Annotated in this window: 17 protein-coding genes and 1 pseudogene; 3 read left to right on the plus strand and 15 right to left on the minus strand. The window is 73.0% G+C overall.

Annotated features, from left to right (window positions below; all coding sequences use genetic code 11):
* Position 1 precedes the first annotated feature (1 nt).
* The 5 genes from cas6e to casA are packed head-to-tail and all read right to left on the minus strand — an operon-like array spanning position 2 to position 8,154.
* Positions 2 to 712: a type I-E CRISPR-associated protein Cas6/Cse3/CasE gene (gene cas6e / locus IF99_RS0120810; protein ID WP_030998118.1), complete on the minus strand. Its 711-nt coding sequence runs from the start codon at positions 710 to 712 to the stop codon at positions 2 to 4.
* Positions 709 to 1,437: a type I-E CRISPR-associated protein Cas5/CasD gene (cas5e, locus tag IF99_RS0120815; protein WP_030998119.1), complete on the minus strand. Its 729-nt coding sequence runs from the start codon at positions 1,435 to 1,437 to the stop codon at positions 709 to 711. The genes cas6e and cas5e overlap by 4 nt, the downstream gene beginning before the upstream one ends.
* Positions 1,434 to 2,684: a type I-E CRISPR-associated protein Cas7/Cse4/CasC gene (cas7e, locus tag IF99_RS0120820; RefSeq protein ID WP_030998120.1), complete on the minus strand. Its 1,251-nt coding sequence runs from the start codon at positions 2,682 to 2,684 to the stop codon at positions 1,434 to 1,436. Before cas7e ends, cas5e begins: the two co-directional genes overlap by 4 nt.
* Positions 2,681 to 3,382, minus strand: a complete 702-nt coding sequence (gene casB, locus IF99_RS0120825) for a type I-E CRISPR-associated protein Cse2/CasB (RefSeq protein WP_030998121.1) — start codon at positions 3,380 to 3,382, stop codon at positions 2,681 to 2,683. Before casB ends, cas7e begins: the two co-directional genes overlap by 4 nt.
* Positions 3,379 to 8,154, minus strand: coding sequence for a type I-E CRISPR-associated protein Cse1/CasA (gene casA, locus IF99_RS0120830; protein WP_158716633.1), 4,776 nt, complete (start codon positions 8,152 to 8,154; stop codon positions 3,379 to 3,381). The genes casB and casA overlap by 4 nt, the downstream gene beginning before the upstream one ends.
* Positions 8,155 to 8,531: 377 nt before the next feature.
* On the opposite strand from casA, the gene IF99_RS0120835 reads away from it, so the two are divergent.
* The gene (locus tag IF99_RS0120835; RefSeq protein WP_030998123.1) at positions 8,532 to 9,365 is read left to right on the plus strand and encodes a PIG-L family deacetylase; all 834 of its coding nucleotides are present in this window, start codon (positions 8,532 to 8,534) and stop codon (positions 9,363 to 9,365) included.
* Positions 9,366 to 9,406: 41 nt separating this feature from the next.
* On the opposite strand, the pseudogene IF99_RS35785 reads toward IF99_RS0120835, so the two are convergent.
* The 6 genes and pseudogenes from IF99_RS35785 to IF99_RS0120865 form a co-directional block, all read right to left on the minus strand.
* Positions 9,407 to 9,906, minus strand: a pseudogene (locus IF99_RS35785) (hypothetical protein).
* A 217-nt stretch (positions 9,907 to 10,123) separates the two neighbouring features.
* A complete protein-coding gene (locus IF99_RS0120845) occupies positions 10,124 to 10,894 on the minus strand; it encodes a polysaccharide deacetylase family protein (protein ID WP_030998124.1) in 771 nt (256 codons plus the stop codon).
* A gap of 311 nt (positions 10,895 to 11,205) precedes the next feature.
* Positions 11,206 to 16,263: a DNA repair ATPase gene (locus IF99_RS0120850; protein WP_030998125.1), complete on the minus strand. Its 5,058-nt coding sequence runs from the start codon at positions 16,261 to 16,263 to the stop codon at positions 11,206 to 11,208.
* Positions 16,260 to 18,440, minus strand: a complete 2,181-nt coding sequence (locus IF99_RS0120855; protein WP_030998126.1) for a hypothetical protein — start codon at positions 18,438 to 18,440, stop codon at positions 16,260 to 16,262. Before IF99_RS0120855 ends, IF99_RS0120850 begins: the two co-directional genes overlap by 4 nt.
* A 195-nt stretch (positions 18,441 to 18,635) precedes the next feature.
* Positions 18,636 to 18,932, minus strand: a complete 297-nt coding sequence (locus IF99_RS0120860) for a hypothetical protein (protein WP_007824959.1) — start codon at positions 18,930 to 18,932, stop codon at positions 18,636 to 18,638.
* Positions 18,933 to 19,173: 241 nt separating this feature from the next.
* On the minus strand, positions 19,174 to 20,214 hold the full coding sequence (locus IF99_RS0120865) for an aldo/keto reductase (RefSeq protein WP_030998127.1): 1,041 nt from the start codon (positions 20,212 to 20,214) through the stop codon (positions 19,174 to 19,176).
* A gap of 442 nt (positions 20,215 to 20,656) precedes the next feature.
* Here IF99_RS0120865 and IF99_RS0120870 point away from each other — a divergent pair, with 442 nt between their 5' ends.
* Positions 20,657 to 21,880, plus strand: a complete 1,224-nt coding sequence (locus IF99_RS0120870; protein WP_030998128.1) for an MFS transporter — start codon at positions 20,657 to 20,659, stop codon at positions 21,878 to 21,880.
* 74 nt (positions 21,881 to 21,954) lie between these two features.
* Here the strand turns inward: IF99_RS0120870 and IF99_RS0120875 are convergent, their stop codons facing one another.
* Together IF99_RS0120875 and IF99_RS0120880 are read right to left on the minus strand one after the other, a co-directional pair.
* Positions 21,955 to 22,350, minus strand: coding sequence for a hypothetical protein (locus IF99_RS0120875; RefSeq protein WP_234340785.1), 396 nt, complete (start codon positions 22,348 to 22,350; stop codon positions 21,955 to 21,957).
* 143 nt (positions 22,351 to 22,493) lie between these two features.
* The gene (locus tag IF99_RS0120880; RefSeq protein ID WP_030998130.1) at positions 22,494 to 23,105 is read right to left on the minus strand and encodes an MSMEG_1061 family FMN-dependent PPOX-type flavoprotein; all 612 of its coding nucleotides are present in this window, start codon (positions 23,103 to 23,105) and stop codon (positions 22,494 to 22,496) included.
* Positions 23,106 to 23,301: 196 nt separating this feature from the next.
* On the opposite strand from IF99_RS0120880, the gene IF99_RS0120885 reads away from it, so the two are divergent.
* Complete coding sequence (locus IF99_RS0120885) at positions 23,302 to 23,667, plus strand: PH domain-containing protein (protein ID WP_030998131.1); 366 nt, start codon at positions 23,302 to 23,304, stop codon at positions 23,665 to 23,667.
* Between the two features lie 125 nt (positions 23,668 to 23,792).
* Here the strand turns inward: IF99_RS0120885 and IF99_RS0120890 are convergent, their stop codons facing one another.
* A complete protein-coding gene (locus IF99_RS0120890) occupies positions 23,793 to 24,713 on the minus strand; it encodes a chitosanase (RefSeq protein WP_199806530.1) in 921 nt (306 codons plus the stop codon).
* Positions 24,714 to 25,608: 895 nt separating this feature from the next.
* Positions 25,609 to 26,274 (minus strand): fasciclin domain-containing protein, encoded by a 666-nt coding sequence (locus tag IF99_RS0120895; protein WP_030998133.1) that lies wholly within the window; start codon positions 26,272 to 26,274, stop codon positions 25,609 to 25,611.
* Between the last annotated feature and the right edge of the window lie 37 nt (positions 26,275 to 26,311).

Raw genomic sequence — 26,311 nt, forward strand, 5'->3', positions numbered from 1 at the left:
GCTACTCCGTGGGCGCCAGGGTCATGAGCCCGCAGCCGTACGCCTTGTCCTTGCCCAAGCCCGAGGTGAGGGTGCGGCGGAAGACGGCGGGGTCGAGGACCCGCAGGCGACCGTCGAAGGTGACCCGGGTCAGCTTCACCTGGTGCGTACGAGTGTCCTTCTCACCGCGCTTCTGGAACATCAGGTCCTTGCGGCTGTGCGCGATGACCTCGTAGGCGTCGATCGGGGGCAGGTCCTCGCGCGGCTCCGGCTTCTCCAGGACCGCGAAGCCCGCTTCCTGCTGCCGGTTGAGCAGCCACTCCACCTGATGGCGCGGGGTCACGTGCGCGGTGCGCTTGGTCTGTTCGGCGGGGACGCGCCGGATGCTGTGCACGGGGTTGGCGGTGAGCCGGAAGGACCAGACGTCGTCGGCGGTGATCCGGTCGAGGAACGTGCCGTACGGCCTTGTCTGCCAGCCTCCCGTCGCCGGCCACCCCGCCTGCTCGACGAGGTGGGTGAGGTCGGGCTCGTCCGGGCTGACGATGTAGAGCACCACTTCGCTGCGCGCCTGCTGGTCCACCCGCCACAGCACCCGTGAACCGTCCGGCCGCTGTCGCGGCGGCTCCGCGAAGGACGCCAGGACTGCCGCGTGCAGGCTTTGCGGCGATCCGAGGAGCCGACGCGCGCCGACGCGCGCGGGATTGAGACGGAAGCGGGTCAAGTACACGGTCATCCTTCCAGGAGGCTCATCGGGTCATGGGCAGGCGGGACGAAGGAGCGGCGCGTGGTGCCCAGGGGATGGGGAAGCGAGACCACGGTCGTACGGATCTCGCGCAGCCCGTACCTGCGGTGGCGCGAGTCGAAACTGAGCGGCTGGTCCCGCTGCCTCTCGCCGGGATCGCCGTCGGCCGCGAGGTCGCCGATCACCTCCAGTTCGACGCGGCGGTCCCTCGGGTACCGCCGCTGCCATCGGGGGGATGCCTGCCAGGGCTCGGACCGCAGCGCCGTCGCGAGGTCCCCGCGCCGGACGCGCAGATCGATCGGGCGGGACGGTGGGCAGGAGCGGCGGCCCAGGAACGGCAGGAACACCGGCGCGCGGACGGCCGCCAGCAATTCGTCCACGAGGTCGGCGGCCCCTTCCACGGCTGCGACGAAGACGGCGTCGGACAGGTAGAAGCGTTCCGACACCGGCATGCTCGCGCCGGTATCGAGGTGCCGCGCGATCTGGAAGTCGCGCACGCGGGTGTCCGGCTGGTCGAGCCGGACGGCGAAGCGGAGGGCGGCGAGATCGGAGAGATCGGCGCCGCGTTCGCGCCCCTGGGCGGCGGCGAGCAGCCCGATGACTCCGCTCTTGGTGGGGGCCCGCTCCGTCGCACGCCGCGTGAACCGTGACGAGGTCCCCCATGCCTGGAGGGGACCCGCGAGGCACAGGGTCAGGACGCTTGTACTCCGGTTCACGCCCGAGCCGTCCGGGCCTCGGGCATACGGGCTTCCGGTACGCCGGCCTCGGGCGTACGGGCGGGCAGGCGCGCCGCGACGGCCTCCCCCACCTCGCGGACGAGTTCCTCCAGGCCCACGGCGGTTCCGAGCGCGGCGAGCGGTTCGGTGGCGGTGCCTGCCCTGAGCACCCAGCTCGGGTCCCCGCTCACCCCGTACGCCTTCTCGATGTCCGCCACATAGCCGGCCAGTTGGGCGCACGCGCCGCGCAGGTGCCCGCCGGCGCCGAGGGGAGCGACGACCGGCTCCTCGAACGCGCCGACGAAGCTGATGGGGCGGGCCGAGCGGAGGGTGACGATCACCGCGTCGGGGAGCGTCTGGTTGGCGAAGGTGTTGGCCTTGCCCGTGGGCATGGACTGGACGAAGGCGCGCAGGAAGGCGTCCACCGCGCGGTGGACCGGCTGGTCCTTGTCCTCGTCGGAACGTACGCCCGTACCGAGGTTGTCCTGCAGCCGGTCCACGTCGAGAGCGGCGTAGCGGTAGAGCGTCGCCGAGTTGAACTCGACGGTGCCGATCATGCCGGCGCCGGAATCCTCCGCGCCCTCGTTCTCGTCATCCACCGCCGTGAAGTAGTCCGATTCGTTCTCCACCGCGTGCACGCTGAGGGCGTGGGCGACCTGCGCGGCCGCGTCGACATTGAGGTCGGTGGAGTCGGCGACCATGCGGCCGAACAGGGCGATGTCCACCGAGTGCTGGGTATCGGCGATCTTCTTCGCCTTCTCCTTGTTCGCCTTGACCTTGAAGAACGCCTTGCTGTCAGCGGCACCGCTGACGGCGTGCTCCGCGAGCCCGTCGAGTTGCCGCCGGCTGAGGAACATCAGGTACGTGGATTCCGGCGGCGGCTCCGGCAGGTCGTTCTTCTTCGCCTTCTCGGCCTTGCGGAGCGGGATCGGGAACTTCGAGCCGGTCGCGGCGGTCAGCGTCTCCACGGCCAGGTTCATTGCCGACTCCTCACTGAGCGAGGGGTCCAGGGACTTGATGCGAGAGGCGAGCTGGACCGGGACCTGGCGGGTGCGCACGCCGAGTTCCCGTGGGTCGAGGAATGCGTTGAACGCTTGCCTCGTCGCCCGTTTCCACGCCTGGCTGCTGACCCGTGCGCGGCGCACACCACCGTAGAAAGCGCTTTTCGGAGCGCCGGTGTCGTCGCGGTTGAGGTTGCTCGGCGGCACCGTTTGCAGCACGTGTACGTCGATGATGGTGCGGGTCACGGGGTGTCGTCCTCCGTCGTGATCGGGTCGAGCGGCTGGTGGTCCTCGCCGGAGTTGGACGCGGGCGTCGCGGGCTTGGCGAGTACGAGGTAGGAGCGGCCCCACGAGCGGCGCACGCCCTGCGCGCCTCCCGGGAGCGTCCACCGGTGGAGCTGGTCGGCGAGCAGCCCGTAGTCGAGCGGGATTTCCTCCCGGCGCAGGAGCAGTACGAGTTCGCGCAGCCTCGTGGCCAGCACCACCGGAGTGGCGGCCGTCCCCGCGCGGACGAAACGCCTGCGCGTCGGCTCGTCGATCGCCGCTCCGGGGGTGAGCCGCCGTACCGCTGTACCGAGTTCGGGGCCGGGCCTGCGGTGCATCCGCGAGACGTGGTGGGACTGCTGGTGCAGCGACCACAGCGTGACGGCCGTGTGCGCCGCCTCCTCGGCGCGCAGGAACTCCTCCTCGCTGAACGTGCCCTGCGCGTAGCGCTCGTAAAGCGGTTCGGTTCCGGTGAGGCCCCACAGGTCGGGCACCTCACCGGGGGCGCGCCCCACGCCCCGGCGGAGCCGGGCCAGGGCGGCCACGGCGTCGCTCTGGTCCTTGAGGTACCGGCTCTGCAGCGCCTTGATGTGCTGGTGCACGGCGCTGCCCACCGGCCCGAGCCGGGGGGCCGGGCGCGCGTCGGCGGAGGGGGCGGGGGCGGGGGGCGACGAGGTCATGCGGGCGACTCCACGGGAGCGGGCCGGGGGGAATTGGGTGTGTCGTGGTCGGTGGTCAGGAACTCCCGGAGGCGGGTCCGGAACCGCAGTTCGGCGGCGGCCTCGTTGAGCCAGCGCGTGCCCTTGCCGGTCTCCACGAGGCGCCCTTCCCAGGCCGCCGGCCCGGCACCGTCGAGCAGGCGCTCGCCCAGCTCCGTGACGAGTCGCCGGACCTCCTGTTTCCACCGGTCGCGGTGTTCCTCCGGGTCGGAGGTGCCGCCCAGGTCGCGCAGCCAGCGGCGGTAGTGCGTGTCGAGGGTCCCGAATCCCAGGTCGCGGGCGGTGTTCCGGCCCGGCTCCGGGTCGGTGCCGACAGTGAGGGCGAGGTCGGCGGCGAGCTGGGCGAGTGCGCCGACCGCCTTCTCGGCGTCGTGCAGGGCATCCACGGCTTTGTCGCCGTACCGCCGGTCCGCCTGGTGCAACAGGACAGCGGGCATCAGCACTCCGTCGTCCACCACCTCGTCGATCACCGATTGCTGCGTCCCGTAGCGCGCACCGATGACACGGGTGCGGATCAGGTAGCCCCGTGGGAGCAGCCCCTCGGTGGTGAGCTGCGCGGCCCACTGCACCACCTTCGGAGCCAGCCGCTCCGCACCGTCCGGCCCTTGCGCAGTGCCGGTCTCGCGGCCGGCGAGCAGCCCGTCCATGCCGCGCCACGCCATACGCGATGGATCGTGTTCCCTTGGCAGGTAGACGAGGCTCTCCTGGCGCTTCTTCTCCTGGGCCGGGCTGCGCCGCCAGCTCGTCATCGGCTCGTGCCCGTGCCGGTTGTGCGGTTCGAGGCCGTCGCCGTACGCGAGGACCACGCCGTGCACGCCGTCCGCGTCGTGGTGCAGCCGGATGCGGCGGGACTGCCAGGTGTAGAGGTCACGCAAGCCGTACGGGCGCTGGCCGAGGTCCAGGGCCGGGGCGGGGCCGCTCGCCTCCGCTCGCCAGGCGGGGCGGTCGGCCTTAGCCGCGTGCACCCCCGGGGTGTCGCCCGCGATCAGGTTGAGCAGCAGCGTCTCGTGGAGGTTGTCGCCTTCGAGCAGGACACCGCCCAGGTTGCCCGCCCACGCCGGGCCTTGGGGATACCCCTTACCGGCTTTCACCCGGGAATCGCCCACCGCACCGGACTTGATGCCGGAGGTGTCGTACGCCTGCGCGTGCACGAGCCACCGGGCCGCCTCCGCGAAGCCGAGCCGGTCGACGCCGGGCCTGCGCATGCTGAAGAACGGGTCCCCGTTCGGCACGTCGGCGACGAGGCGGTTGAGCGAGAAGACCTCGTCCTTCGCCGTACGGAGTCCCGGGGCCTGGAAGAACGGGTACTCGGGATGGAGCAGGTCGAAGCGCTCGCGGTGCTGGTGCAGATAGGCGGCCACGGGGGCGGCGTAGGCGGACTGCGAAAGCCACAGCTCCTCCCACGCGTCCATGTCGGCGGGCGCCATGTCCCCGCCCGGTTCGGAGAGTGCGTCGTACAGGAGCGCGAGCAGCAGCCGTGTCAGCGCGAAGTCCTGCGTCGGCAGGTCGCCGACGAGCCGGCGGATGTCCCGCGCCTGGTCGAAAACCTCCGGCAGGGACAGTTCACGCTCGGAGCCGTCCTTGAGGAGAACGGGGAGCCACGGGCGGCTGGTGAGGTCGAAGGAGGGGGCCGCGGAGGGCGGGGCGGGGTGCGGCCCGCCGTCTGGAGGCTGGCGCGTCTGCTGATCCGCGGGCGGTTTAATTCCTGCTGGGCGGTCCGGATTCCCGCCCTCCGCACGGCCCGACTTCCCGTCCGTGACGCGGTCCGGCTTCCCCTCCGCGTTCGCGTCCGCACTCGTCACCAGCAATCCCTCCTCGGGGTCATACACGAGTTGCTGACCGGCGAGGGCCGCGCGACCCTCCTCGTCCAGCGCGAGGATCAGTTCCCCGGCGATCCAGTGGCTCTCCTTCTCCTGCCAGGCGGGGACGTACACCTCCTCCAACTCGGCGAGCGTCCGGTCCAGCGTCTGGGGGGACGACGTGAAGTGATACGGCAGTCGCAGGCCACTCGCCGCCACCGCACGGGCGGCCCGTGCCGAGGGCACGGCGTCGACGGGCAGTTCGAGACCTCCCCTGCCCTTGTCCAGCCAGGGCAGGGTGCACAGGCTGCCGTCGACGCGGCGTCTGACCACCAGGACCTCCAGGCCTTCCTTCGTGTCCCGGACCTGTGCGCGCCCGACGGGGGTGTCGTCCGCGTCTCCGACACCGGCGTCGATCCAGCCGATGAGGGGACGTCCGGCCTTGCGCACCTCGTCGAGGCGAAAGACCTCAGCTTTTTGGCTCTGGCGCTCGCGCGCTGTGCGGTGCTTGTCCCGGGCTGGGACGAGCACCGGCTCCCACTCGGGCGGGCAGGGGTCCTCCCCGCCGTACGCCCGCTGCACGAGCGGACTGATGTCCTCGGGCAGGCGCAGTGGACGTCCCGCCGCTCCGGCTGTCCCGAGGTGCGGGGCGAGTACCGCGAGGCTGCGCAGCAGCGCGTACGAGCCGTAGATCGCGGCAGAGCCGGGAGCAGGCTCGGGGGCCGGGCCCGTCTCCCAGTCGACGCCGGTGACGAGGCAGCGTGCTTGCCGCAGTCGCGCGGGACGCCTCTCCTGGTCCTGACCGCGCGGATGCCGATGCAGCCTGCCCATGCGCTGGAGCAGCAGGTCCACGGGGCATAGATCGCTCACGAGCAGGTCGAAGTCCACATCGAGCGACTGCTCGGCCACTTGGCTGGCGACCACGATGTGCGCGTCTCGCGGGCGTTGAGAGGAGTTGCCGTCGGGGCCGGGCGGTCCGAACCGGGCGAGCAACTCGGCGTCCTTGCGCGCGCGGTCGAGGTCCACGAAGCGGGCGTGGGCCACGGTGACGTGGTCGGCGCCGAACCGCTCCCGCAGGACCGCGGCCGTGTCCATCACCCGGTCCACGGTGTTCCGCACCACCAACGCGCAGCCGCCTTCCGCCAATTCGGCGTCGAGCCTGTCGGCGAGCGCGTCGTCGTCCAGCTTCTCCAGCAGTACGGGGCCGCCACGCCCGGACGCGGCGGCGACACGTTGCACTGGTTCCCGGCCGGGGGCGACCCCCGTGAGGAGGGGGTAGCCGGTCGCGTCGGCGAGGGGCGCCGCGTCCTCCCCGGTGTACGCGGCTGCCAGTTCGGCGCGTCGCCGCGCGGGGAGCGTCGCCGACAGCACGACGACGGGGACCCGGTACGCTCCCAGCCACGCCAGCACGCGATCGAGATACGCGTTCATGTAGGTGTCGTAGGCGTGGACCTCGTCGATGACGACGACCTTGCCGGCCATCGCCAGGTGCCGCAGTGCCAAGTGCCTGCTCTTGAGGCCCGCCATCAGCAGTTGGTCGATCGTGCCGACCGCGAACGAGGCGAGCAAGCCCTTCTTCCGGCCGCGCAGCCACTGATGCGCGACGAGTTCCGCGGGTGCCGCCCTCCATGCGCTGTCCGGGCGTTCCTGCCGGAGGCTGTGGGAGCTGTCGCCTTCGTCGTAGGCGTCGACAGCCGCGATGGTGCGGTGACTCTCGCGCATCAGCGCGGCGTAGTCCTCCTGCAATGCCGACTTCGCGTGAGCCAGCAGGACGGAGCGCTGCTCACGACCGCGCCCGATGCTCTCGCCCGCGCTGGAGGGAAGGCGGTCGAGCCACCGCAGCAGCCTGGGGAACATCGCGTTGCTCGTCGCCATGGTCGGCAGGGCGACGTAGCAGCCGCCCGCGCCCGAGCGCGCCGCGAACACCTCCGCGACCGCGAGCGCGGCCTCGGTCTTCCCCTCCCCCATCGGCGCCTCGATGACGAGCATGCCCGGCCGCTCCATGTCCCGGGCCATAGCGAGGGCCTGTTCCTGCACGGGCCGGACGACGGCGCCGGGCGGCAGCGCGAAGCGAGAGGCGTAGAACTCCGCGGCGGAGGCTTCCGGTTCTTCGGGCTCCCAAGGGGCGGGGAGCAAGAGGCCCTGCCAGGCTGCGGCTACCCGCTCCGCCTCCTCGCGCGGATGTTCCTCGGGGAAGTAGGGGAAGAGATCCGGATTGCTCGCGATCCAGTCGGAAACGATGACGGTCGCGGTGAGCAGCACCTGAACGGTCTGCGGCAACTTCACCGTCCGCCATGCGGTGAGGCGATCCTCCACCCCGAAGGCGAGGGCACACGCGTCGAGCAACTCGTCCTGCACGGCGCGCCACTGCGGCTCGGCGGAACCCTGCGTGCGCAGGAGTTCCGGATGCGCGTCGAGGTTGTGGAGCTGCATGTGGTCCGGCGGGACGCCGTGGTGTCCTCCCGCCATGACAGCGAACTGAGCGGATGCCCTGTGCGTCCAGCCGCGCCGCTCCTCCAGCCACTCCTGAAGCAGCACCTGTCCCGCGAGCCCGTGCGGGGCCATCCGGCGGTCCTCGCCGAGCTGCTTGCTGGTCCGCATATCGAGCCCAGCCGCAGTCATCACGCCCGCCAGCTCCTCGACTTGGCAGGCGAAAGCCGGAGTGGCTTTACCGATGTCATGCGTCCCCGCCAACCACACGCACAAGGAGCGCGCGTCAGCCGCCCCGCCGGGCAACGGCTCCGCGATCAAATCCTTGATGTTCCGCGGCAACCAGTGATCCCACAGCAGCCCCGCGACCGCTGCGCTGTCCGCCATGTGCCGCCACAACGGCAGCCACTTCCCCGTATCTCGGTCGTGCTTGGCCCACACGGTACGGGCGGCGCCGGTCAGCCGATCGCCGAGCGGCGTGGGTGCATTGAGGTGATCGGGCACGGCGGCTAGTGAACAGGGAACTGGAAAGGCATATGCGCGATGTTCTAAATTGATCAGAATTTTTCCAGTTCAATCAATCTTGAAAAGATTATGTACCGCGTGTAATACGGAACGCGGCTTTGTCGCGGTTGAGATCTCCTCCCTGCCTCCCCCTCCCGTGAGGTACATAGCCGCGTGAACACCCCTGCGGGTCAGGAACGCCGGGCCCTCCTCCCGCTCGCCCGGTCGGCTCGCGTGCCCGCGCTGCCGCCCCTGCCGTGTCCCTCGGCGGGGACGGTTCCGGGCGGCGGGGCCTTGTTCGGGGAAGTGGGGCATATTTGTACGGGCGTACGCGGACCAACCCCGTACCTCTCCCGCTTCCCGGAGGAATGCTCCCCATGAACGACCGGCCCCTGACCCTCATGGCTGTGCACGCTCATCCTGATGATGAGGCCACCGGGACCGGTGGGGTGCTGGCGCGGTATGCGGCGGAGGGGGTGCGGACCGTGCTCGTGACCTGTACCGACGGGCGGTGCGGGGACGGGCCGGGGGGTGTGAAGCCGGGGGACGAGGGGCACGACGGAGCGGTTGTGGCCGCGATGCGGCGCGAGGAACTGGAGGCGAGTTGTGGGGTGCTGAAGATCAGTGACCTGGAGATGCTCGGCTACGGCGACTCCGGAATGATGGGGTGGCCGAGCAACGAGTTGCCCGACGCCTTCTGGCGGACGCCCGTCGACGAGGCCGCGGCGCGGCTCGCCGCACTCATGCGGCACTACCGGCCCGATGTCGTCGTCACCTACGACGAGAACGGCTTCTACGGGCATCCCGACCACATCCAGGCCCACCGCGTCACGATGGCCGCGGTGGAGCTGAGCGGGCTGACGCCGAAGGTCTACTGGACGACGATGCCCCATTCCGCGATGCGGCGGTACGGCGAGACCATGCGCGAGTTCCAGCCCGACATGCCGGAGCCGGACCCCGCGGAGCTCGCCGCGATGGCGGAGATCGGTCTGCCGGACGAGGAGGTCACCACGTGGGTGGACACCGCCGCCTTCAGCGACCAGAAGTTCGACGCCCTGGCCGCGCACGCGAGTCAGGGCGAGAACATCTTCTTCCTCCGCATGGGCAAGGAGCGGTTCCGGGAGCTGATGGGCACGGAGACGTTCGTACGGGTCGCTGACACCACCGGCGCGGCCCTGCCGGAGGACGACCTCTTCGCGGGGCTGCGCTGATCAGCCCGTACGCGGGGAGTTGACCGCCCCTCGCGCCACCCTCACCGCTCCCGGGGGCCCCGCGCGTTCCCCACGGGGTCCGTGGGCGGCGCGAGGATCGCGCGGGCCGTCGCCATGAAGGCCGTCTTGGCCGCCTCCAGGTGCTCGTTGACCTCCGTGTCGCCGGTCTCGCGCCACACGGCCTGGTTGAGAGCGCGGGCGTAGGTGCGGGCGGGGGCCGTCCAGGGCCGGGGGGCGCAGGAGGGCCATGTGGCGTTCGGCGATCCACAGGGCCGTCATGGCGTCCCCGGCCCGCTGTCGCCAGTCCGTCGGCCCGCTGTCGCCAGTCCGCGTCCTCGCCCCAGGAGTCCGGGCGGCTGTTGGCGGCGCGTTCGGCTTCCTGGGCACGGGCGAGGAAGTCCTTCACGGACTGGAGGCGTTCGGCCCGGCGGGACTCGCTCGTGGCCGTGCGCAGGCGGCGTTCCTCGGCCCGGTCGGCGGAGCGCTGGGTGGCGCGCTGGGAGAGCGCGGTCAGGCCGGCGCCGAGCGCGACGCCCGTCAGGGACCAGGAAGTCTGTCTTCAATCTCGCCTCGTCGCCCGCAGGGCGGCCGCGCGGCGTCCGGTGCGTACTCTCGGCGTGCCGGCCGGAACCCCTCGTACTGGGCGTACTTGGGATTTCGGCCGGTACGGCGAGAGTGCGTACCGGGCGTCGCGCGGCAGAGGCGAGATTGAAGACAGACCCTAGGCCGAGGCCCAGATCTCCGTGGTCACGCGTGCCTCACCGGACCGGGAAGCCGAAGGCGTACCCCTGCTGCTTCAGCCACGGCAGGACCTCGCGGAGGGCCGCCAGGGTTTCGGCGCGGTCGCCGCCCGCGTCGTGGAAGAGGATCGTCGGGCCGTTGGGGAGTTCGTTCTTGACCGTCGAGACGATCGCCGCGACGCCGGGGTGCTCGAAGTCCTTCGTGTCGACGTTCCAGCCCAGCGGGCGCATGCCGTGGGAGGCGGCGAGCCGGCGGCTGTAGGGGGTGAAGGCGCCGCCCGGGGCGCGGTAGTACTGGGGGTGGACGCCGCCGGACGCCTTGGTGATCATGCGCTCGGCGTCGAGGATCTCCTGGGCCTGGTACGCCTCGGACTTGTGGTCCATGGCGGTGTCGTGCGAGATCGTGTGGTCGCAGAGCCGGTGGCCGTCCGCCACAACTTGCTTGACGAGGTCCGGGTACGCCTGGGCCTGGCTGCCGACCATGCAGAACGTCGCCTTGACCCCGTACTGCTTGAGCACCGCGAGGACCTGCGGGGTCCAGGTGGGGTCGGGGCCGTCGTCGACCGTGATGTTGACGCCGCGCGGGCCCTTGTCCGAGGCGTGCGCGATGCCGGTCGCGACCTTCTTCGGATGCGCGGCGTGCGTCGTGGACGGGCTCGGGTGCGGCGCGGGGCCCGAGAGGGTGTCGGCCTGCGCGGTCCACAGCGAGGTCACCGCGGCGAGCGCCGAGACGCCGAGCACCGCCGCGGCCCACTTCCCGCGCCAGCCGTTCTCCCTGTGCCGTGCCATCTCCGCCGCCCGCCCCTCGGTGTCGTCGTCCCCGTTGCCGTGCCTCCATCTAGTCATACGTCCGGCCTGCGGTGATACCCCGGTTACCGGACGCGGACAAAGCTGCGAGGCGGCGGCGACATACCGGGGCGGATGACGCGACGGCAGACGGGAGAGCGGACGACGCGGCGGGGCGGGCCACTCTCCGCGCGAACACCCCGCCACCCCGTGGGCGCCCCCGCCACCGCGCGGGCCCCCTCCGCGCGGGCACCCTCCCTCCAGGCGGGCCCCCTCCCCACGGACGCCCCTCTCCGCGCGGCCGTCCGGCGCCCTCACATGCCGTCCTCCCGCCTCGCCGCGATCGCCCGCTCCAGCCCCGCGAGCCGGTCCGCGAGGCGGTCGGCGAGGAGTGCCACCGCGCGCCCCACCGGGTCCTCGCCCGTCCCCGCGAGCGCGCTCGCCCTGCGTTCCGCCTCGCAGAGGTCCTGCCAGCGGGACTGCTCCTCCGGGGTCGGGTCGCCGCGCAGGTGGGCGAGTTTGAGGAGGGACGCCTCGGCCTCGGGGCCCAGGGTCTGGGCCTCCGCGCGGTAGTGGTCGGTGACGAGGGTGTCCACCTCCGCGGGCGTCATGCCGGCCGTGACGCGGGCCGCGATCTTGTTCATGTCGCGGTAGGAGCCCTGGAGCTGGAAGCGGGGTTCGGTACGGGCCGCGCCGGTGCGGGCCGCCGAGGCGATGTACGCGGCGTTGACCCGCAGGAGCGTCGTCCGGGCGTGGGCGAGGTGGCTCAGCACCGCGCGGATCTCGGCGCGTTCGGCGGGTCCGTAGGCGTGTTCCGTCGCCGTGTCCGCGAGCAGCGCGGGGATGTCGGCGGGCGCGCGCGAGGCGAGCGGGGCGAGGGAGGGATGGGCGGTGAGGGCGTTCTCCAGGAAGCTGAGCGCGAAGGCGTCCTCCTTGCCGCGCAGGACGTCGCCGAGGTTCCACACGTCGGCGCGGCTCGCGAGCATGTCGGGGACGTGGAAGGACTCGCCCGACTCGGTGTACGGGTTGCCGGTCATGACGACGGCGAAGCGCTTGCCGCGCAGGTCGTGCCCGTCGAGCGTGCGGCTCGTGTCGCACAGCGGGATGAACTGCTGGAGCAGGCGCGGCGAGAGGTGCTGGATGTCGTCGATGTGGAGCAGCACGTTGTTGCCTGCCGTGAGCGCGAAGCGCAGCTTCTCCAGTTCGCGGCGGGCGCCCTCGTCGGGGGCGCGGTCCGGGTCGAGCGACGTGGTCGCGCTGCCGAGCGCGGGGCCGTCGACGCGGACGTGGAGGAGGCCGAGGCGCGCGGCGACCCAGCCGGTGAGGGTCGTCTTGCCGTAGCCGGGCGGTGAGAGGAGCAGGAGGAGGCCGCCGCGGTCGCTGCGGCGCTCCGCCCCCTGGGTGCCGAGTTGCTTGGCGAGGTTGTCGCCGACGAGCGGCAGGTACACCTCGTCGACGAGCCGTCCGCGGACGAACGAGCCCGCCACGCGCGGCACGTAGCCGTCGAGGCCGAGTTCCGCGCGGGCCCGCGCGAGGTAGCGGGTGCGGTGGCGCTGGTAGGCGCGGAAGGCGGGGGCCGTGGTGGTGCGGAAGGCGTGGGTGCGCGGGAGGAACTCGTCGATGCGGAGGGTGAGTTCGCGCCCTCCGGTGGCGCCGGGGGTCAGGCGGGGATGGGTGCCGAGGAGGCCGGTGACCGTGGCGGACTGGGGAGCGTCGGGGGTGGCGGGGTCGTGCGCTCGCGGGGCGCACAGCTCCAGCGCGACCGCCTCGGCCAGGTCACCGTCCGTCTCCGGGCCCGCCTCGCGGTCCGTCCCGCCGCGTACGTACGCCTCCAGCCAGCCGCGGACGAGCGCGCCCGCGCCCTCCGGGTCGTCCGCCGCGAGGCGCTCGCGCACCTCCTCCGCGTACGGGACCGTGCCGACCTGCGCGCGGAAGCCCGCGAGGAGACCGCGCGCGCCCGGGCCCGTCACGAAATCAGCCTGGCCGGTGGCGAGTTCTTCGATCAGGTACGCGGTCGCCCCCTCGCTCAGACCGTCTCCCCAGACGCCGCGTCCGGCCTCCGCGCCGAGGCGGGTGCGGAGCGCGGTGAGGGCGCCGGGTTCGACGCCGAAGGTGTCGCGGGCGCGGGTCAGGGACGCGCAGGCGCGGGCGAGCGCCTCGCGGTCCGTCGCGCCGAAGGCCCAGTACAGGCGGGCGGCGGCGCGGTCGGCGGCCGGGTGGCGCAGGAGCCCGGCGGAACCGGCGAGCGCGAGGAGGGCTTCGAGGATGAGGGCGGCGTCGTGGTCGTGCACGCCGGGCTCGTGACCCTCGTCGTACGCGGCGGCGGCCTCGTCGCGTACGAGTGCCGCGCGCTCCTCGGCGGTACGCGCGTCGAGCGCCGCCGGGCCGTGGGCGGCGAAGAGGCGTGCGGCGAGGTGCTCGGCGCGGTAGACGTCGGCGTTCTCGCTCGGCAACTCCTGGGTCCAGAAGTCGGGTTGTGAGGTGAGGACGGGGTCGGTGACGGGGGTGCGGTGGTCGGTTCCGGTGAGGGCGAGGACGAGGCCGTCGTCCTCGGGGGCGGGGACGAGGGTCAGGACGGGGGTCTCGCGAGTGACGGCGAAGCGGTGGCGGCCCAGGCGGACGGTCGCGCCGTCGTCCTCGTACAGGTCGCCGCGGTCGCGCAGGGCGCGGCGCGCCTCCTCGTGGACGGCGGCGAGCCGGGCCTCCAGTTCGTCGGCCCGTACGGAGTCGCCGAGCGCGCGCAGGTTCCGCACGACGTCCCGCACCTTGAGGGGCATCGGGTCGGAGGCGAAGTAGGCGGCGAGCGCCGCCGGTTCGCGCGCGGCGGCGGCGCGGCGGGCGACCGTGGCGAGGAGGGCGCGGGCCGAGTCGGCGAGGCGTTCGGCGCGGCGGGCGCGGGCGTCGCGCAGGCTCTGGCCGCGACCGGCGAAGGCGTCGCTCACCTCGGCGCGCTTCTCGGTGAGCGCGGTGAGGAAGGCGTCCTGCCCGGCGAAGCGGGCCTCCAGGCCTTCGAGGCGCGCGAGCAGCGCGGTGAGCCCGCTCTCGCACTCCTCGGGAGTGCTCGCCGCGGCGAGCGCGCTCGTCACCGCCTGCCCGAAGAGGGCGAACTCGGCGGCGAAGGCGTCCTGTCGCTCCGCCTCGCCCAGTTCCTCGGCGCGTCCGGCGGCGAGGGCGCGGGCGCGGTTGAGACCGCCGAGGAGGCCGGTCACGCGGTGCAGGACGCGGGTGCGGGCGGTGGCCTCGGTGCCGTCGAGCGAGGTGAGGGTCTCGGTGAGGGAACGGAGCCCGGCGGCGAGGTCGTCGATGCGGGTCGTCAACGCGACCGCCGCTGACGCCTGTGCGAGGGCGCCGGCTTCGGCCTCGTAGGCCGCGAGCCGCTCCTCCTGGGCCGTGAAGGCCGCTGTGTCCTCCAGTGCGGCGAGGGCCTGGCGGGCGGTCGCGTCGAGGCCCTGCTCGGTCTCGGCGGCGAGCGCGTCGACGGCCGCCGGGTCCGCGTGGCGCAGCCCGGCGAGCGCGAGGACTGCGCCCTGCGCGCGGCGCAGTTCCGTGAGGCGCTCGATCCACGTGAAGACCCCGGACGCCGGCTCGCCCGCGACACGGCGCAGCAGGCCCCGTACCTCCTCGGCGACGCGCGCGACCTCGGCGGCCGACTCGGCGGCGAGCGCCCGCACGGTCGCGTACGACTCCAGCGTCCGCCGTGCCGCCTCCCGCACCTCGCGCAGCGGGGTCCGCAGATCGACGGGCAGGTCGTCGGCGGCGAGCCAGGGATGGCGGTCGAGCGCGCGGTCGCAGGCGGTGAGGAGGGCCTGGTGGGCGGGCTCGGTGGTGGCGTCGGCGGGGGTGTCGGTGGCCGCGTCGCCGGGTGGCCGGGGGGCGGCGTCGGCGGAGCCGCCGGGTGCGGGGGACCCGGCTTCGATGGCGTCTTCGTCCGCCGTGCCGCCCCCGGGTCCCGCCTCCCCCGCCTCAGCGCTCCCGGCCCCCGCGTCCCCCGGCGCCGCGGCCACCGCGACCCCCGCGGTCCCCGTCCTCGCGTCCCCGGTCGCCGCCCGCGCGAGCCGTACCGCGTCGAGGCAGTCCGCGATGCCCCGGACGAGCGCCGCCGCGCCGATCCGGGCCAGGGGCCCCGCCGCCCGCGCCTCGCGTGCCCTGGCCGCGAACGGCGTGCGCCAGGAGCGGACCGCGTGCCCGGTCGTGGCCTCGGTGCCCGGCGCTTCGAGCGCGTACAGCGTGCCGTCGTCGAGCAGCGCGTGGCCGTGGGTCGTGAGCGGTGTCGCGACCTCCTTGCGGACCCTGTGGTACGGGAGGAGGAGCGCGGGGCCGCCCTCCGGCGCGCGGAAGACGTACAAGACCTGCTCGCCGTCCGGGGAGGCGACCTCCTGCTCGAAGCGTGGCCCGTCCTCCTCGCGCCCGGTGAGGTCGAAGCGGCGCACCTCGCCCGTCGCGAGCACGTACCCGCCGGGGTAGACGAGCCCCTCGCCGCCGGGGAGCCGCCGGAACGAGCGGCCCAGCGCGTCGAGCCTGGTCACGGTGCGGGTCAGCGGGTGGAAGACGAAGTAGCGGGGCTCCTCCTTGTACGGGCGCACGCGGAGCAGGACGAGCGCCCCGGCCTGCGCGTGCGCGAACTCCGCGTCGCCGAGGGACTGGAAGGGCTCGTCGACGGGCTCCTCGTGGAGGACGTCCTTGGTCTCGGTGTCGTTCTCCGTCTTGACGCTGAGCCGACCGCCGACGGTCGAGACGTAGAGCGCGCCGCCCGCGAGGCGCACGTGCGGGTGGCGCCCGGGGACGTGGTCGGCGCGGTCCGCCTCGTGCCAGTCGACGTCGTAGCGCCCGGCAGCCGCGTGCTCGCGCTCGCCCGCGGCGTCGAGGAAGCGGTACGTGCCGTCCCCGGTGTCCTCCCAGCGGAGGACCTTGAGGTCCCCCTCGCGCTCGCCCGTGCGGAACACGGCGAGGAGCCTGCCGGGCACCCGGCGCAGGCGGACGAGCGCGGCGCGCCGGAAGTAGCGGTGCAGCGCGGCGAACTCCCGCCGGAACGCCGGGTCGTCGAGCAGTCCGGGCACGGCGTCGTCGGCGAGCGGGCGCAGCTTGCCGTCGTAGAGGCGCAGGACGTCGCCGACCGCGGGCTCCCCGCGTACGGTCCCGGGGCCCGGCACCTGCCCGAGGAGCAGGGTGTCGGGGGCGACGGCGAGGAGGTCGCCGGGGTGCGCGGGGCGCGGCACGCCGATCTCGCCGTGCCGGTCGGGAACGACGTCCGTCCCGCCGAACGCCTCGCGGCGGGCGGCGTCGAGCGCGGCGAGCCGGGTGGCGAGGAGGTCGGTGCGCGCGCGGAGGCGGGCGTGGTCGGCGCCGAGCCCCGCCCCGGGGGCGGGGCTCACGCGGGGCTCCCGGGGGTCGCGGCACCGTTGTGGGCGGCGGGGGCGGCGGCCGGGGCGGGCGCCGCGGTCGTGCCCGTACCGCCGCCCGCGCCGAGCAGGCCCGCGAGCGGCAGGTCCGCCAGGCCCAGGCTCCGTGCCGTCGCCGTCAGTTCGGCCAGTCGCGGGTCACCGCCGTGGGCCATGAGCTTCGTGAGCAGGGCCGAGACGGTCAGGTTCTTGATGTCGCCCGTCGAGACGGAGCCGAGGACGCGGGTCAGGTCGTCGGTGAAGGAGGCCGTGCCGTCGAGCCACGGGCCCGCGAGCGTACGGGCCGTCTCCGAGCCCTGCACGAAGCCGTCGAGTCCCTTGCCGAGCGAGACCGAGCGCACGAGCCGGTCGAAGAACACGTCTTCGCCACCGACGATGCTGACGTTCGCGTGCTCCAGTCCCGTCGCGAGGACGGTGGCCTGCGACTCGGCGACGTGCCGCTGCGCCTCCAGGCCCGCGAGGCGGATGTCCTTCTCCGCCTCCAGACGGAGCCGGTACTCCTCGTGGCCGCGCGAGGCCTCGTCGAGCGCCGCCATCGCCGCCGCCTTGTCGGTGAGGCCCGCCGCCTCCGCCTTGAGCTTCTTCTCCACGGCCGCGGCCTCCGCGAGCGCCTTCTCCTGCGCGCCCGCTGCCTCGGCGAGCGCCTTCTCGCGCGTGCCCTCGGCCTCGGCGAGGGCGAGTTCGCGCGCGCCCGCCGCCTCGGCGCGCAGCCGCGCCTCCGTGGCGCGGGCCTCGGCGAGCCCGGCCTTCTCGGTGACGGCCGCCTCCTGCTCGCGCACCCGCACGGCCGCGAGCCCCTCGGCCGCCGCCTCCGCCTGCACGCCCTCCGCGAGCCGCACCTTCGCCTGCGCGTCGAGCGAGGCCGCCTTGTCGCGCGCCTCCGCGAGCGTGAGCTGCTCGGCCGCGCGGTGCACGGCGGCCTGCTCCGCCGCCTCGGCGGCCTTGATGTCCTTGACCAGCCGCTCCTGCGCCTCCGCCTCGGCCGCGATGACCGCCGACTGCCGCAGCCGCTCGGCCTCCTCGACCGCGCGCAGCCGCTTGATCGCCTCCTCCTGCTCGGCGACGGTCCGGTCCACGGCCACACGCTCGCGGATGACCTCGGCGATCGCGCGGCGCTCGCCCTCGACCTCCTTCTCGGCGGCGATCCGGGTCAGCTCCGTCTCGCGGTCGCGGCCGATGACCTCCAGGAGGCGGTCCTTCTCGATGCGCTCGTTCTCGATCGCGATGACCCGCTCGCGGTTCTTCTGCGCCACGGCGATCTCGCGCGCCTGGTTCTCGCGCTGGACGCCGAGTTGCTCCTCCGTCCGCAGGAAGGCGGCCTGCGCGCGCAGGCGTTCCTCCTCGACGACTCGCGCCGTCTCGGCGTCCTCGCGCGCCCGTACCGTCTCGATCTCGCGCTTCTGCTTGCTCTCCGCCTCCGACTGCCGCCGCTCCAGCTCCAGGATCGCCTCGCGCGCGTCGACGTTCTGCCGCGTGATCTCCTTCTCCTCCGTGCGCTGGAACTCGTTGGTGCGCACGTGCTCGACGGCCGTCAGCTCGGTGATCTTGCGGATGCCCTGCGCGTCGAGGACGTTGGCGGGGTCGAGCTGGGCGAGCGGGGTCTGCTCCAGGTAGTCGATCGCCGCGTCCTCCAGGCTGTAGCCGTTGAGGTCGGTTCCGATGACCTGGATGATCCGGTCCCGCAGTTCCTCGCGCATCGTGTAGAGGTCGGTGAAGTCGAGCTGCTTGCCGACCGTCTTGAGCGCCTCGGAGAACTTGGCGTTGAACAGCTCCTGGAGCGTGGCCCGGTCGCTGGCGCGCGCGGTGCCGATCGCCTGGGCGACCTTGATGACGTCCTCGACGGTCTTGTTGACGCGCACGAAGAACGAGATGCGGATGTCCGCGCGGATGTTGTCGCGGCAGATCAGGCCGTCCGCGCCGGTGCGGGAGATCTCGATGGTCTTCACCGAGATGTCCATGACCTCGGCCTTGTGGAACACCGGCAGCACGACCTGCCCGGTGAACGTGACGCTGACCTTGCGGTACTTGGAGACGATGAGCGCCCGCCCCTGCTCGACCTTCCGGAAGAGCTTGCTGACGAGCAGCAGCCCGCAGGCGATCAGCAGGAGCAGGACGACGGCCGGAATACCGACCCCCAGGAGCAGATTCACGAGTGACCCCCCGGTCAGGAACGAATCAGCGTGTATGCGGAGGAATGGGGTGCGAGGTGGTGCGGCGGGGCGCGGTGGTGCGGCGCTACGTGGTGGTGCGGCCGGGCGGGCCGGTACGTGGTGGTGCCGCGACCGGCGGTCCTGGGGACGTACGCGCCCGGGTGGGCCCCGTGCCGGACGGCGTGGGGCGGGGCCTCAGCGGCCCGGTTCGGGAGGGGCGGGATCGAGGCCGGGATCGAAGGGCGTGACCCAGAAGAACCCCTGGTCCTCCTCGTAGGCGTAGAGCAGCCCGGTGCTCCCGAGCGCCAACTCCTCGCCCTCGTACTGCCGTACCTGCACGAGCGCGGTGGAACCGTCCGCCGCGCGGACCTCGGCCTGTCCGAAGCGGACATCGACCCAGCCGGTACGGATGACGCACAGCGCGCCGACGAACTCCCGTAGCGAGGGACCCTCGTCCCCCGCGAAACGCGCCCAAGGCTTCCGGCCCCCCACGGTCACCCACCCCCGTTCCCACGGCCCTGGCGCCGGGCCGCTCCCCCGATCCTGCCCCTCTCCACACCCCGGGCGCACTGCGCGGTTCCGGCAATGTTCGGCGGGAGGTCGGTGCCGGAGTGGGGACGGGGCGCGCGGAGGTCTCGCGCGAACCATCCGGTGGGGGAGGTCCGGCGACCGCCCCTGGAAAGCGCCCCGGCCCGGTCCGCGCTGACGCACGGGCCGGGCCGGGGCCCGCCGCTCAGGCCGCCGGGGCGTCCGCCGCCGAGCGCTGGGGGGCCGGGCGCCTGCGGAGGGCCGGGTCGGTGAGGGCCGGGGGCTGGAAGACCATGTCCAGGCGGCCGATGTCCGTCCCCGGCGGGACGATGGCGTCGATCTCGTCGAGCACGTCGTCGCTCAGCGCGATGCCTGCGCCCGCGAGGAGGTCGTCCAGGTGCTCCTTCGTGCGCGGGCCGATGATCGCCGAGGTCACGCCCGGGTGGGCGAGGACGAACGCCATCGCCATGTGCGTGAGCGAGATACCCGTCTTCTCGGCGAGCGCGATCAGCCGCTCGACCGCGTCCACGCGCCGCTCGTCGGCGAAGTACGAGAACAGCGCGCCGCGCCGCCCGTCCGAGCTCTGGCCCTTGCGGTAGCGCCCGGTGAGCTGGCCGCCGGCGAGCGGGCTGAAGACGAGCGCCCCCATCCCGTACCGCTCGACGACCGGCAGGACCTCGCTCTCGATGCCGCGGTCGAGGATCGAGTAGTTGGGCTGCTCGGTGCGGAAGCGATGGAGTCCGCGCCGCTCGGCGACCCAGTGCGCCTCGACGAGGTACGAGGCCGGGAACGAGGAGGTGCCGATCGCGCGCGCCTTGCCCGCGCGCACGAGGTCGGTGAGCACCGACAGCGTCTCCTCGATGTCGGTGTCCTGGTCGGGGCGGTGGATCTGGAAGAGGTCCACGTGGTCCGTGCCCAGCCGCCGCAGCGAGTCCTCCAGGGCGCGCGTCAGCCAGCGCCGCGAGTTCCCCTGCATGTTCGGGTCCTCGCCCATCGGCAGGTGCGCCTTCGTGGCGAGCACGACCCCGTCCCTGCGTCCCTTGAGCGCCTTGCCGACGATCTCCTCCGTCTCGCCCTGCGCGTAGAAGTCGGCGGTGTCGACGAAGTTGATCCCGGCGTCCAGCGCCTGGTGGATGATCCGCACGGAGTCCTCGTGGTCCGTGTTCCCGTGGGCCCCGAACATCATCGTGCCGAGGGCGTAGGGGCTGACCTTCATTCCTGTCCGGCCAAGGGGTCGGTAGTGCATGGTGAAACTCCTGACGGAAAACGGAACAACGTTCAGCCAGACAATACGGAGCAGTGTTCCGGATCGCAAGCGGTGAGCGTCCGCACGGGTCACGGGGCGCCTGGACGGCGGGGTCGCGGCCCCCTGGCGACCTCCTAGGACCCTGCGGAGACGCCCCCGCCCGCCCTCGCGACCCGCACCGGCGGAGCGGGGGCGCGGCGGGAGGGCAGTGTCCGGGCGGGCGGTGTCCGGGTGGACGGGGCCCGCCTGCTGTGACACGTATCACGCCGCTTCGGCCGGTCCGGGCGGAATGCCCGGCGGGCCTCCCGGCGCTGGCACCCGTGGCGGGGACCGCGCACCGGTCCTCGCTTCGGTGTGCGCGCGGGCAAGGACGCCCGGCGCGGCCACACGTCCCCCTTCTTTCCGTGGCCGTCCCCAGCCCCCTTTGCGGAGGTACCCCGCCATGCCCTTGGCCCTGCTCGCGCTCGCCGTCGTCGCCTTCGGCATCGGCACGACGGAGTTCGTCTCGATGGGCCTGCTGCCGCAGATAGCCGACGGCGTCGGCGTCTCCGTGCCGCAGGCGGGCAACATCGTCTCGGCGTACGCGCTCGGCGTCGTCATCGGCGCACCGCTCCTCACCGGGCTCGGTGCCCGCATCCCGCACAAGAAGCTGCTGCTCTGGCTCACCGGCCTCTTCGTCATCGGCAACACCGCCTCCGCCTTCGCGCCCGGCTTCGGCACGCTCTTCGCCGCGCGCGTCCTCGCGGGCCTGCCGCACGGCGCGCTCTTCGGCGTCGGCGCGGTCGTCGCCTCCCGGCTCGTCGCGCCCGAGCGGGCCGCCCGCGCGGTGTCGATGATGTTCCTCGGGCTGACCGTCGCGAACATCGTGGGCGTCCCCGCCGGTACGGCGCTCGGGCAGGCGCTCGGCTGGCGCGCCGCGTACCTCGCCGTCGCCGGGATCGGCCTCGTCGCGCTCGCCGCGCTCGGGAAGCTCGTACCGCACCAGCCGCGCGGCGAGGGGGCTGGCATCGGCCGCGAACTGCGCGCGATGGGCAACCGCCACATCGCGATCATGCTCGCCACGGCGGTCGTCGGCTTCGGCGGCTGCTTCGCCGTCTACAGCTACCTCGTGCCGATGCTCACCGAGGTCACGGGCATGGCCGAGTCGTCGACGACGTTCGTCCTCGCGCTGTACGGGGTCGGCATGACGCTCGGCACGCTCCTCGCCGGACCGCTCACCGACCGCGCCCCGCGCCCCACGCTCTACGGCGGCCTGATCGTCCTCGCGGTGACGCTCGCGGCCTTCTACTTCGCGATCCACGTCCTCGCGACGGCGCTCCTGTGCGTCCTGCTGATCGGAGTGGTGGGCGCGCTCATCACGACGCCCGTGCAGATGCTCCTCATGGCGAAGGCGGAGGAGGCGCCGACGATGGCGGCCGCCTCGAACCACTCCGCCTTCAACCTGGCCAACGCGGGCGGCGCGTGGCTCGGCGGCCTCGTGATCTCGGCGGGCTGGGGCTGGACCTCGCCCGCGCTCGTCGGCACGGCCCTCGCGGTCGGCGGCCTCGCGCTCGCGCTCGTCGCGGGCCGGATGGACGGCGGCGTGTCGCTGCGCGGCCGGACGAAGGTGGTGGCGAGCGGATCGCCGCTGCCGACGGCTCCCGAGACCGTGGAGGTCCGGGACTGAGCCGGGCCCGTACGGGACGGAGCCCCGGGGCCACGAGAGCGGGCCGGGTGGTGCCCGTGCCGGAGGGACAGCCCTTAGGCGCGGCCGCCCTTGCCGCGCTCCCACTCCCTCTCCGCGCGCTCCATCGCCGCCCGGTGGGCGTGCGACCGCCGTGTCGCGAGCGCGCCGGAGAGGAGGCCCACGCCGGTGACGGCGAGGGGGAAGGAGAGGACGAGCGGCACGGTGGAGCTCTGCCAGTTGCGCTGGACGACACAGGCCTCGATCGAGTCGTCCGCTTGTGAGTGCCGGGTGGCCGCGTAGAGTTCCCCGTCCTCGCGGTGGAACGGTGCGGAGCAGTGAATGCCGTTGGCGGTCTCGTACGGGGTGAAGGTGTGCCAGGCCGACCAGGCCCAGCACAGGCCCGCGACGATCAGCAGCCCGATCCCCCAGGCCAGCCGCCGCTCGGTACCGGCCTGGAACCGCTGGTCCACACTCGAAGGATGCTCCGGCTCCGCCGCCATCCGCCCGTTCCCCCCACTGTCACTGCCGTTGTCACTGCGGTCTCGCCAATTCCCGTACGGCGCAGAACTACTCGCCAGTTCCCGTACGGCGCAGAACTATAGGGGAGCCGCACCTATTTCCACAGGGCCGCACGGCGCAGCGACTGCGGGCAGTGCAGGAAGATCTCGTCGATCGCTATCTCGATGGCGAGGGCGGGGCGCAGCGCCTTGCCGGCCGCCGTCGCCTTCATCGCGTCGAAGTAGGGCGCCTCGCTCAGGACGCGAGCACGGCCGTTGACGCGGAGCACCTCCTTGCCGCCGGGGATGAGGTAGAGGAGGCCGACATGCGGGTTGCGCAGGATGTTGTGGAGGCTGTCGCCCCTGCGGTTCCCGGGGCGTTCGGGCAGGGCGATCGTCGAGGCGTCGACGACGTGCGTGAAGCCGGGGAGGTCGCCGCGCGGCGAGGCGTCGCAGTTACCGGCCTCGTCGGAGGTCGACAGGACGCAGAACGGGGCGCGGGCGAGGATGTCCAGGTCCTCGGGAGCGAGGCGGTCGTGGACCTTCTCGATCACGACGGGCCAGGGCTCGCCGAGGAGGGCGGCCAGTTCCCGGGGGCTGCGGATCTCGGTGGTGGGCGCCTGGGGGGCGGGCGCCTCCGTCACCGGTGCCTGGGTGGGCGCCGTGGTGCCGGGGGCCGGGGGCGCGGGCGGGGCGGTGGGGCCGTCGTGGCCGGTGAGCGTGGACATTAGGCATACCTTACTTTCTTCCGCACGTATGCCCGATACCCGCCCCCGGCGCTGTCCCCCGGTCGTACGAGCGCGCGAGGAAGTCGCGGCGCACCGACGCGGAGCGCATACGGCAGGCCGGGGGGAGGCACACGGAAGGTACGCGGCGTGCGGCACGCGGGCCGCGTACGAGCCGCGACGACAAGGAGCCCCGCCCATGGCACTGTTCGGGAACGCCCACACCATCGACCCGGCCAAGGCCGCGCACGACTACGCGCGACTGCTCGGCCCCGGCGAGCAGGTGCACGCCGCGTACCTGCTGATCCGCGACACGATCCTCTTCACCGACCGGCGGCTGCTGCTCGTCGACAAGCAGGGCCTGACCGGCAAGAAGATCGAGTACCACTCGGTCCCGTACCGCAGCATCACGCACTTCGCCGTCGAGACGGCCGGGCACCTGGACCTCGACGCGGAGCTGAAGATCTGGCTCTCGGGGACGGAGGTGCCGATCACGAAGACCTTCACGAAGGGGGTCGACATCTACGAAGTCCAGGCGATCCTCACGCAGTTCGTGACGCGGTGAGGCGGACGGGAGAGGCGCGACGGGGCAGGTGCCGCACGGGGCGGGCGTGAGGGGGAGCCTCCCGACACGGCGCTTCACGACACGGAACTGGGGCGGGGCGCACACGGCCCCGCCCCCGGCCCGCCTCATCCGATCCGGTAACTGTCCCCGTAGACCTTCCACTCCAGCGGCGGCTCCAGCCCGAGGTTCCCGGCGTCCAGGAACACCCGCTGGGCCGTGTCGACCCGGCTCGTGTCGGAGTGCGCCTCCTCCTGCTTCATCGCCCACACCCTCGCGTCGAGGAAGGCGTTCAGCCACGCCGTCTCGTCGCCGCCCCCGGCGGGCGGCTTCGCCTCGCGCAGGGCGCGGGCGCGGATGCCGCCGAAGCTCGTGCCGTCGTCCCCGGGCCCGTGCATCACGAGCGCGTCGTAGTAGATGAACTGCCCGAGCGTGCCGACCCCGTCCTTCTCGCCCTGCGCCACGGCCGGGTCGAAGTACACGCGGTCGCGCTCGTCGTTCTGCGCCTGCTGGAAGGCCGGGTCCTCGGCCGCCGTGCGCCACGCCTCCTCGAAGGCGGAGCCGAGGCCCGCGTGCGAGTCAGTGCCGTTCACCTCGCGCAGGGCGGGGAGGTACGGGGCGAGCACGTTGCCCGGCGCCCTCTTCGCGTACAGCTCCACGAGGTCCAGCATGTCGCCGGTCCCCGAGCAGAAGCCGATGATCCCCGCCGTGTAGCCGCGCCCGTCGCCGATGTCCTCGATGTAGCGGTACTGGGCCTTCCAGTCGAGCGAGGAGTTCTCGGCGCTGGAGACGAGCTGCATCGCGATCTCCTTCTTCGCCGGGTCGTCGAGGCCCGTCGCCGCCTCCGTACGGGCCTGCTCCGCCCGCGCCGCGCCCCTCGCGCCGTGCTCCGGGGCGGGCGAGGCGAGGGCGTACGAGGCGGACGGGACCGCCAGCGCGACCGCCACGACGAACGGCGCGAGCCGCCGCAGCCGACGGGCGCGGGCGGAGCGGGAGTGGTCGGGGGTGTGGGGGGTGGTGCTCGGGGTGTGGGGGGTTTCGGAGTTCAACGCCCTTCCTCCATCGCAGAGTCGAGAGGTGCATGGGACGTGCCGCAGACCGGCACCCGGCCTGTTAGGAAGCTTTCCTAACAGAACTCGCGCCCTCCGTACAGACCTTCGACCGCGCTCCTTCACGCCACGCCCGCCACCCGGCCCCCTTCCCCACGCCTTCAGGCCGCCCCGTCGCAGCCGGGTAGCCGCCGACACCGCACCGCATCACCCCCGGCCCCCGCTCGTCCCCCGCACAGCGCCACCCGGCACGGCACCACCCGGGCACCGCCGCACCCGCCAACGCTGCCGGGATCAGGCAATGCGTGCCGCCCCCGGGCCCATGCATCATCAATCCATCGCACCGGCCCCACGGGGGACGGCCTCCCACGGGGGACTCGGGGGAGAGCGGGGGGCCGCCGGGGCCGGTACGAGAACCCCTCGGGGGAACCAGGGGGACGGGGAACCGAAGGAGCCGGGGGGAGCCTTCGGGACCACGGGGGGTACGGGGGATGCCGCCTGCGGTGCGCGGGCCGGGCGCGAAGCCGCTCCCGCCCACGCACCGAGGCGGCCGTCCACCCCACCCGCCGAGAGACCGCGTCACCGCCCACCGGGAAGACCCTGACGACGGACCGCCCCACCCCGTCCGGCCGGCACGGGACACTTCCGCGAGATGAGGCGCGACTCCCCTCCGAGCCTCCGAGTCTCCGAGCCCCCTGCGCCTGCAAGCCCCGCTCCCGCAAAGGCACTTGGCGCGGTGACGCACAGGCGGAGCGCACGGGGAGAGGCTGGCCCGGTGACCTCCCAAGGACCGGGGCCACACGATGGCACGCGAGAGGGCCCGGGAGCCGATCAAGCTCCCGGACCCGCACCGCGCACTGACCGAGAGTCCGACTCCCTCTCGGCGTGCTTACGTTCACTTCTTCGGCATCAGCACCGAGTCGATGATGTACACGTTCGCATTGGCGGTTTTCACATTCCCGCAGACGACCTCGGCGCTGTCGTCGACCTTGTACGACGTACCCGAGCCGGAGGTCATGAGCGTGCTCTTCTCCAGCGTCTCGAAGGTGCCCTTCTCCAGGTCCTTCGGCGCGAGCTTCTCGCCGACGACGTGGTAGGTCAGGATCTTCGTCAACTGCGCCTTGTCGGCGAGGACCTTGTCGAGGTCGGCCTTCGGGATCTTCGCGAAGGCGTCGTTCGTCGGCGCGAACACCGTGACGTCCTTCGCGTTGTTGAGCGTGTCGACGAGCCCCGCCTTCTTCACCGCCGCCACGAGCGTGGAGAGCGCCGGGTTGTGCGAGGCCGCCGTCGCCACCGGGTCCTGTGCCATGCCGTCGAACGACCCCGCGCCGCTCTTCGGTACGCCCGCGCAGCCGGGCCCGAAGGGAGCCGCCTCGTCCCTCGACCGGTCCTGGCCGGCCGCCGGTGAACTCGCTTCCTTCGAGGCTTCCTTGGAAGCGGCGGTCCCCTTCGACGAGTTGTCCGAGGCGTTGTTGTCGCTGTCACCGGAGCACGCGCTGAGCGCCACCGGCAGGACGGCGACGGCGAGCGCGAGGGCGGTACGGCGGAGGGCGGTGTGCATGAGGTTCTCCAAGAGGGTGAGGAGGTGAGGGGGAGGA

Origin of the sequence: Streptomyces sp. NRRL F-5630, from assembly GCF_000719475.1 — a bacterium.
Taxonomy (GTDB): Bacteria; Actinomycetota; Actinomycetes; order Streptomycetales; family Streptomycetaceae; genus Streptomyces.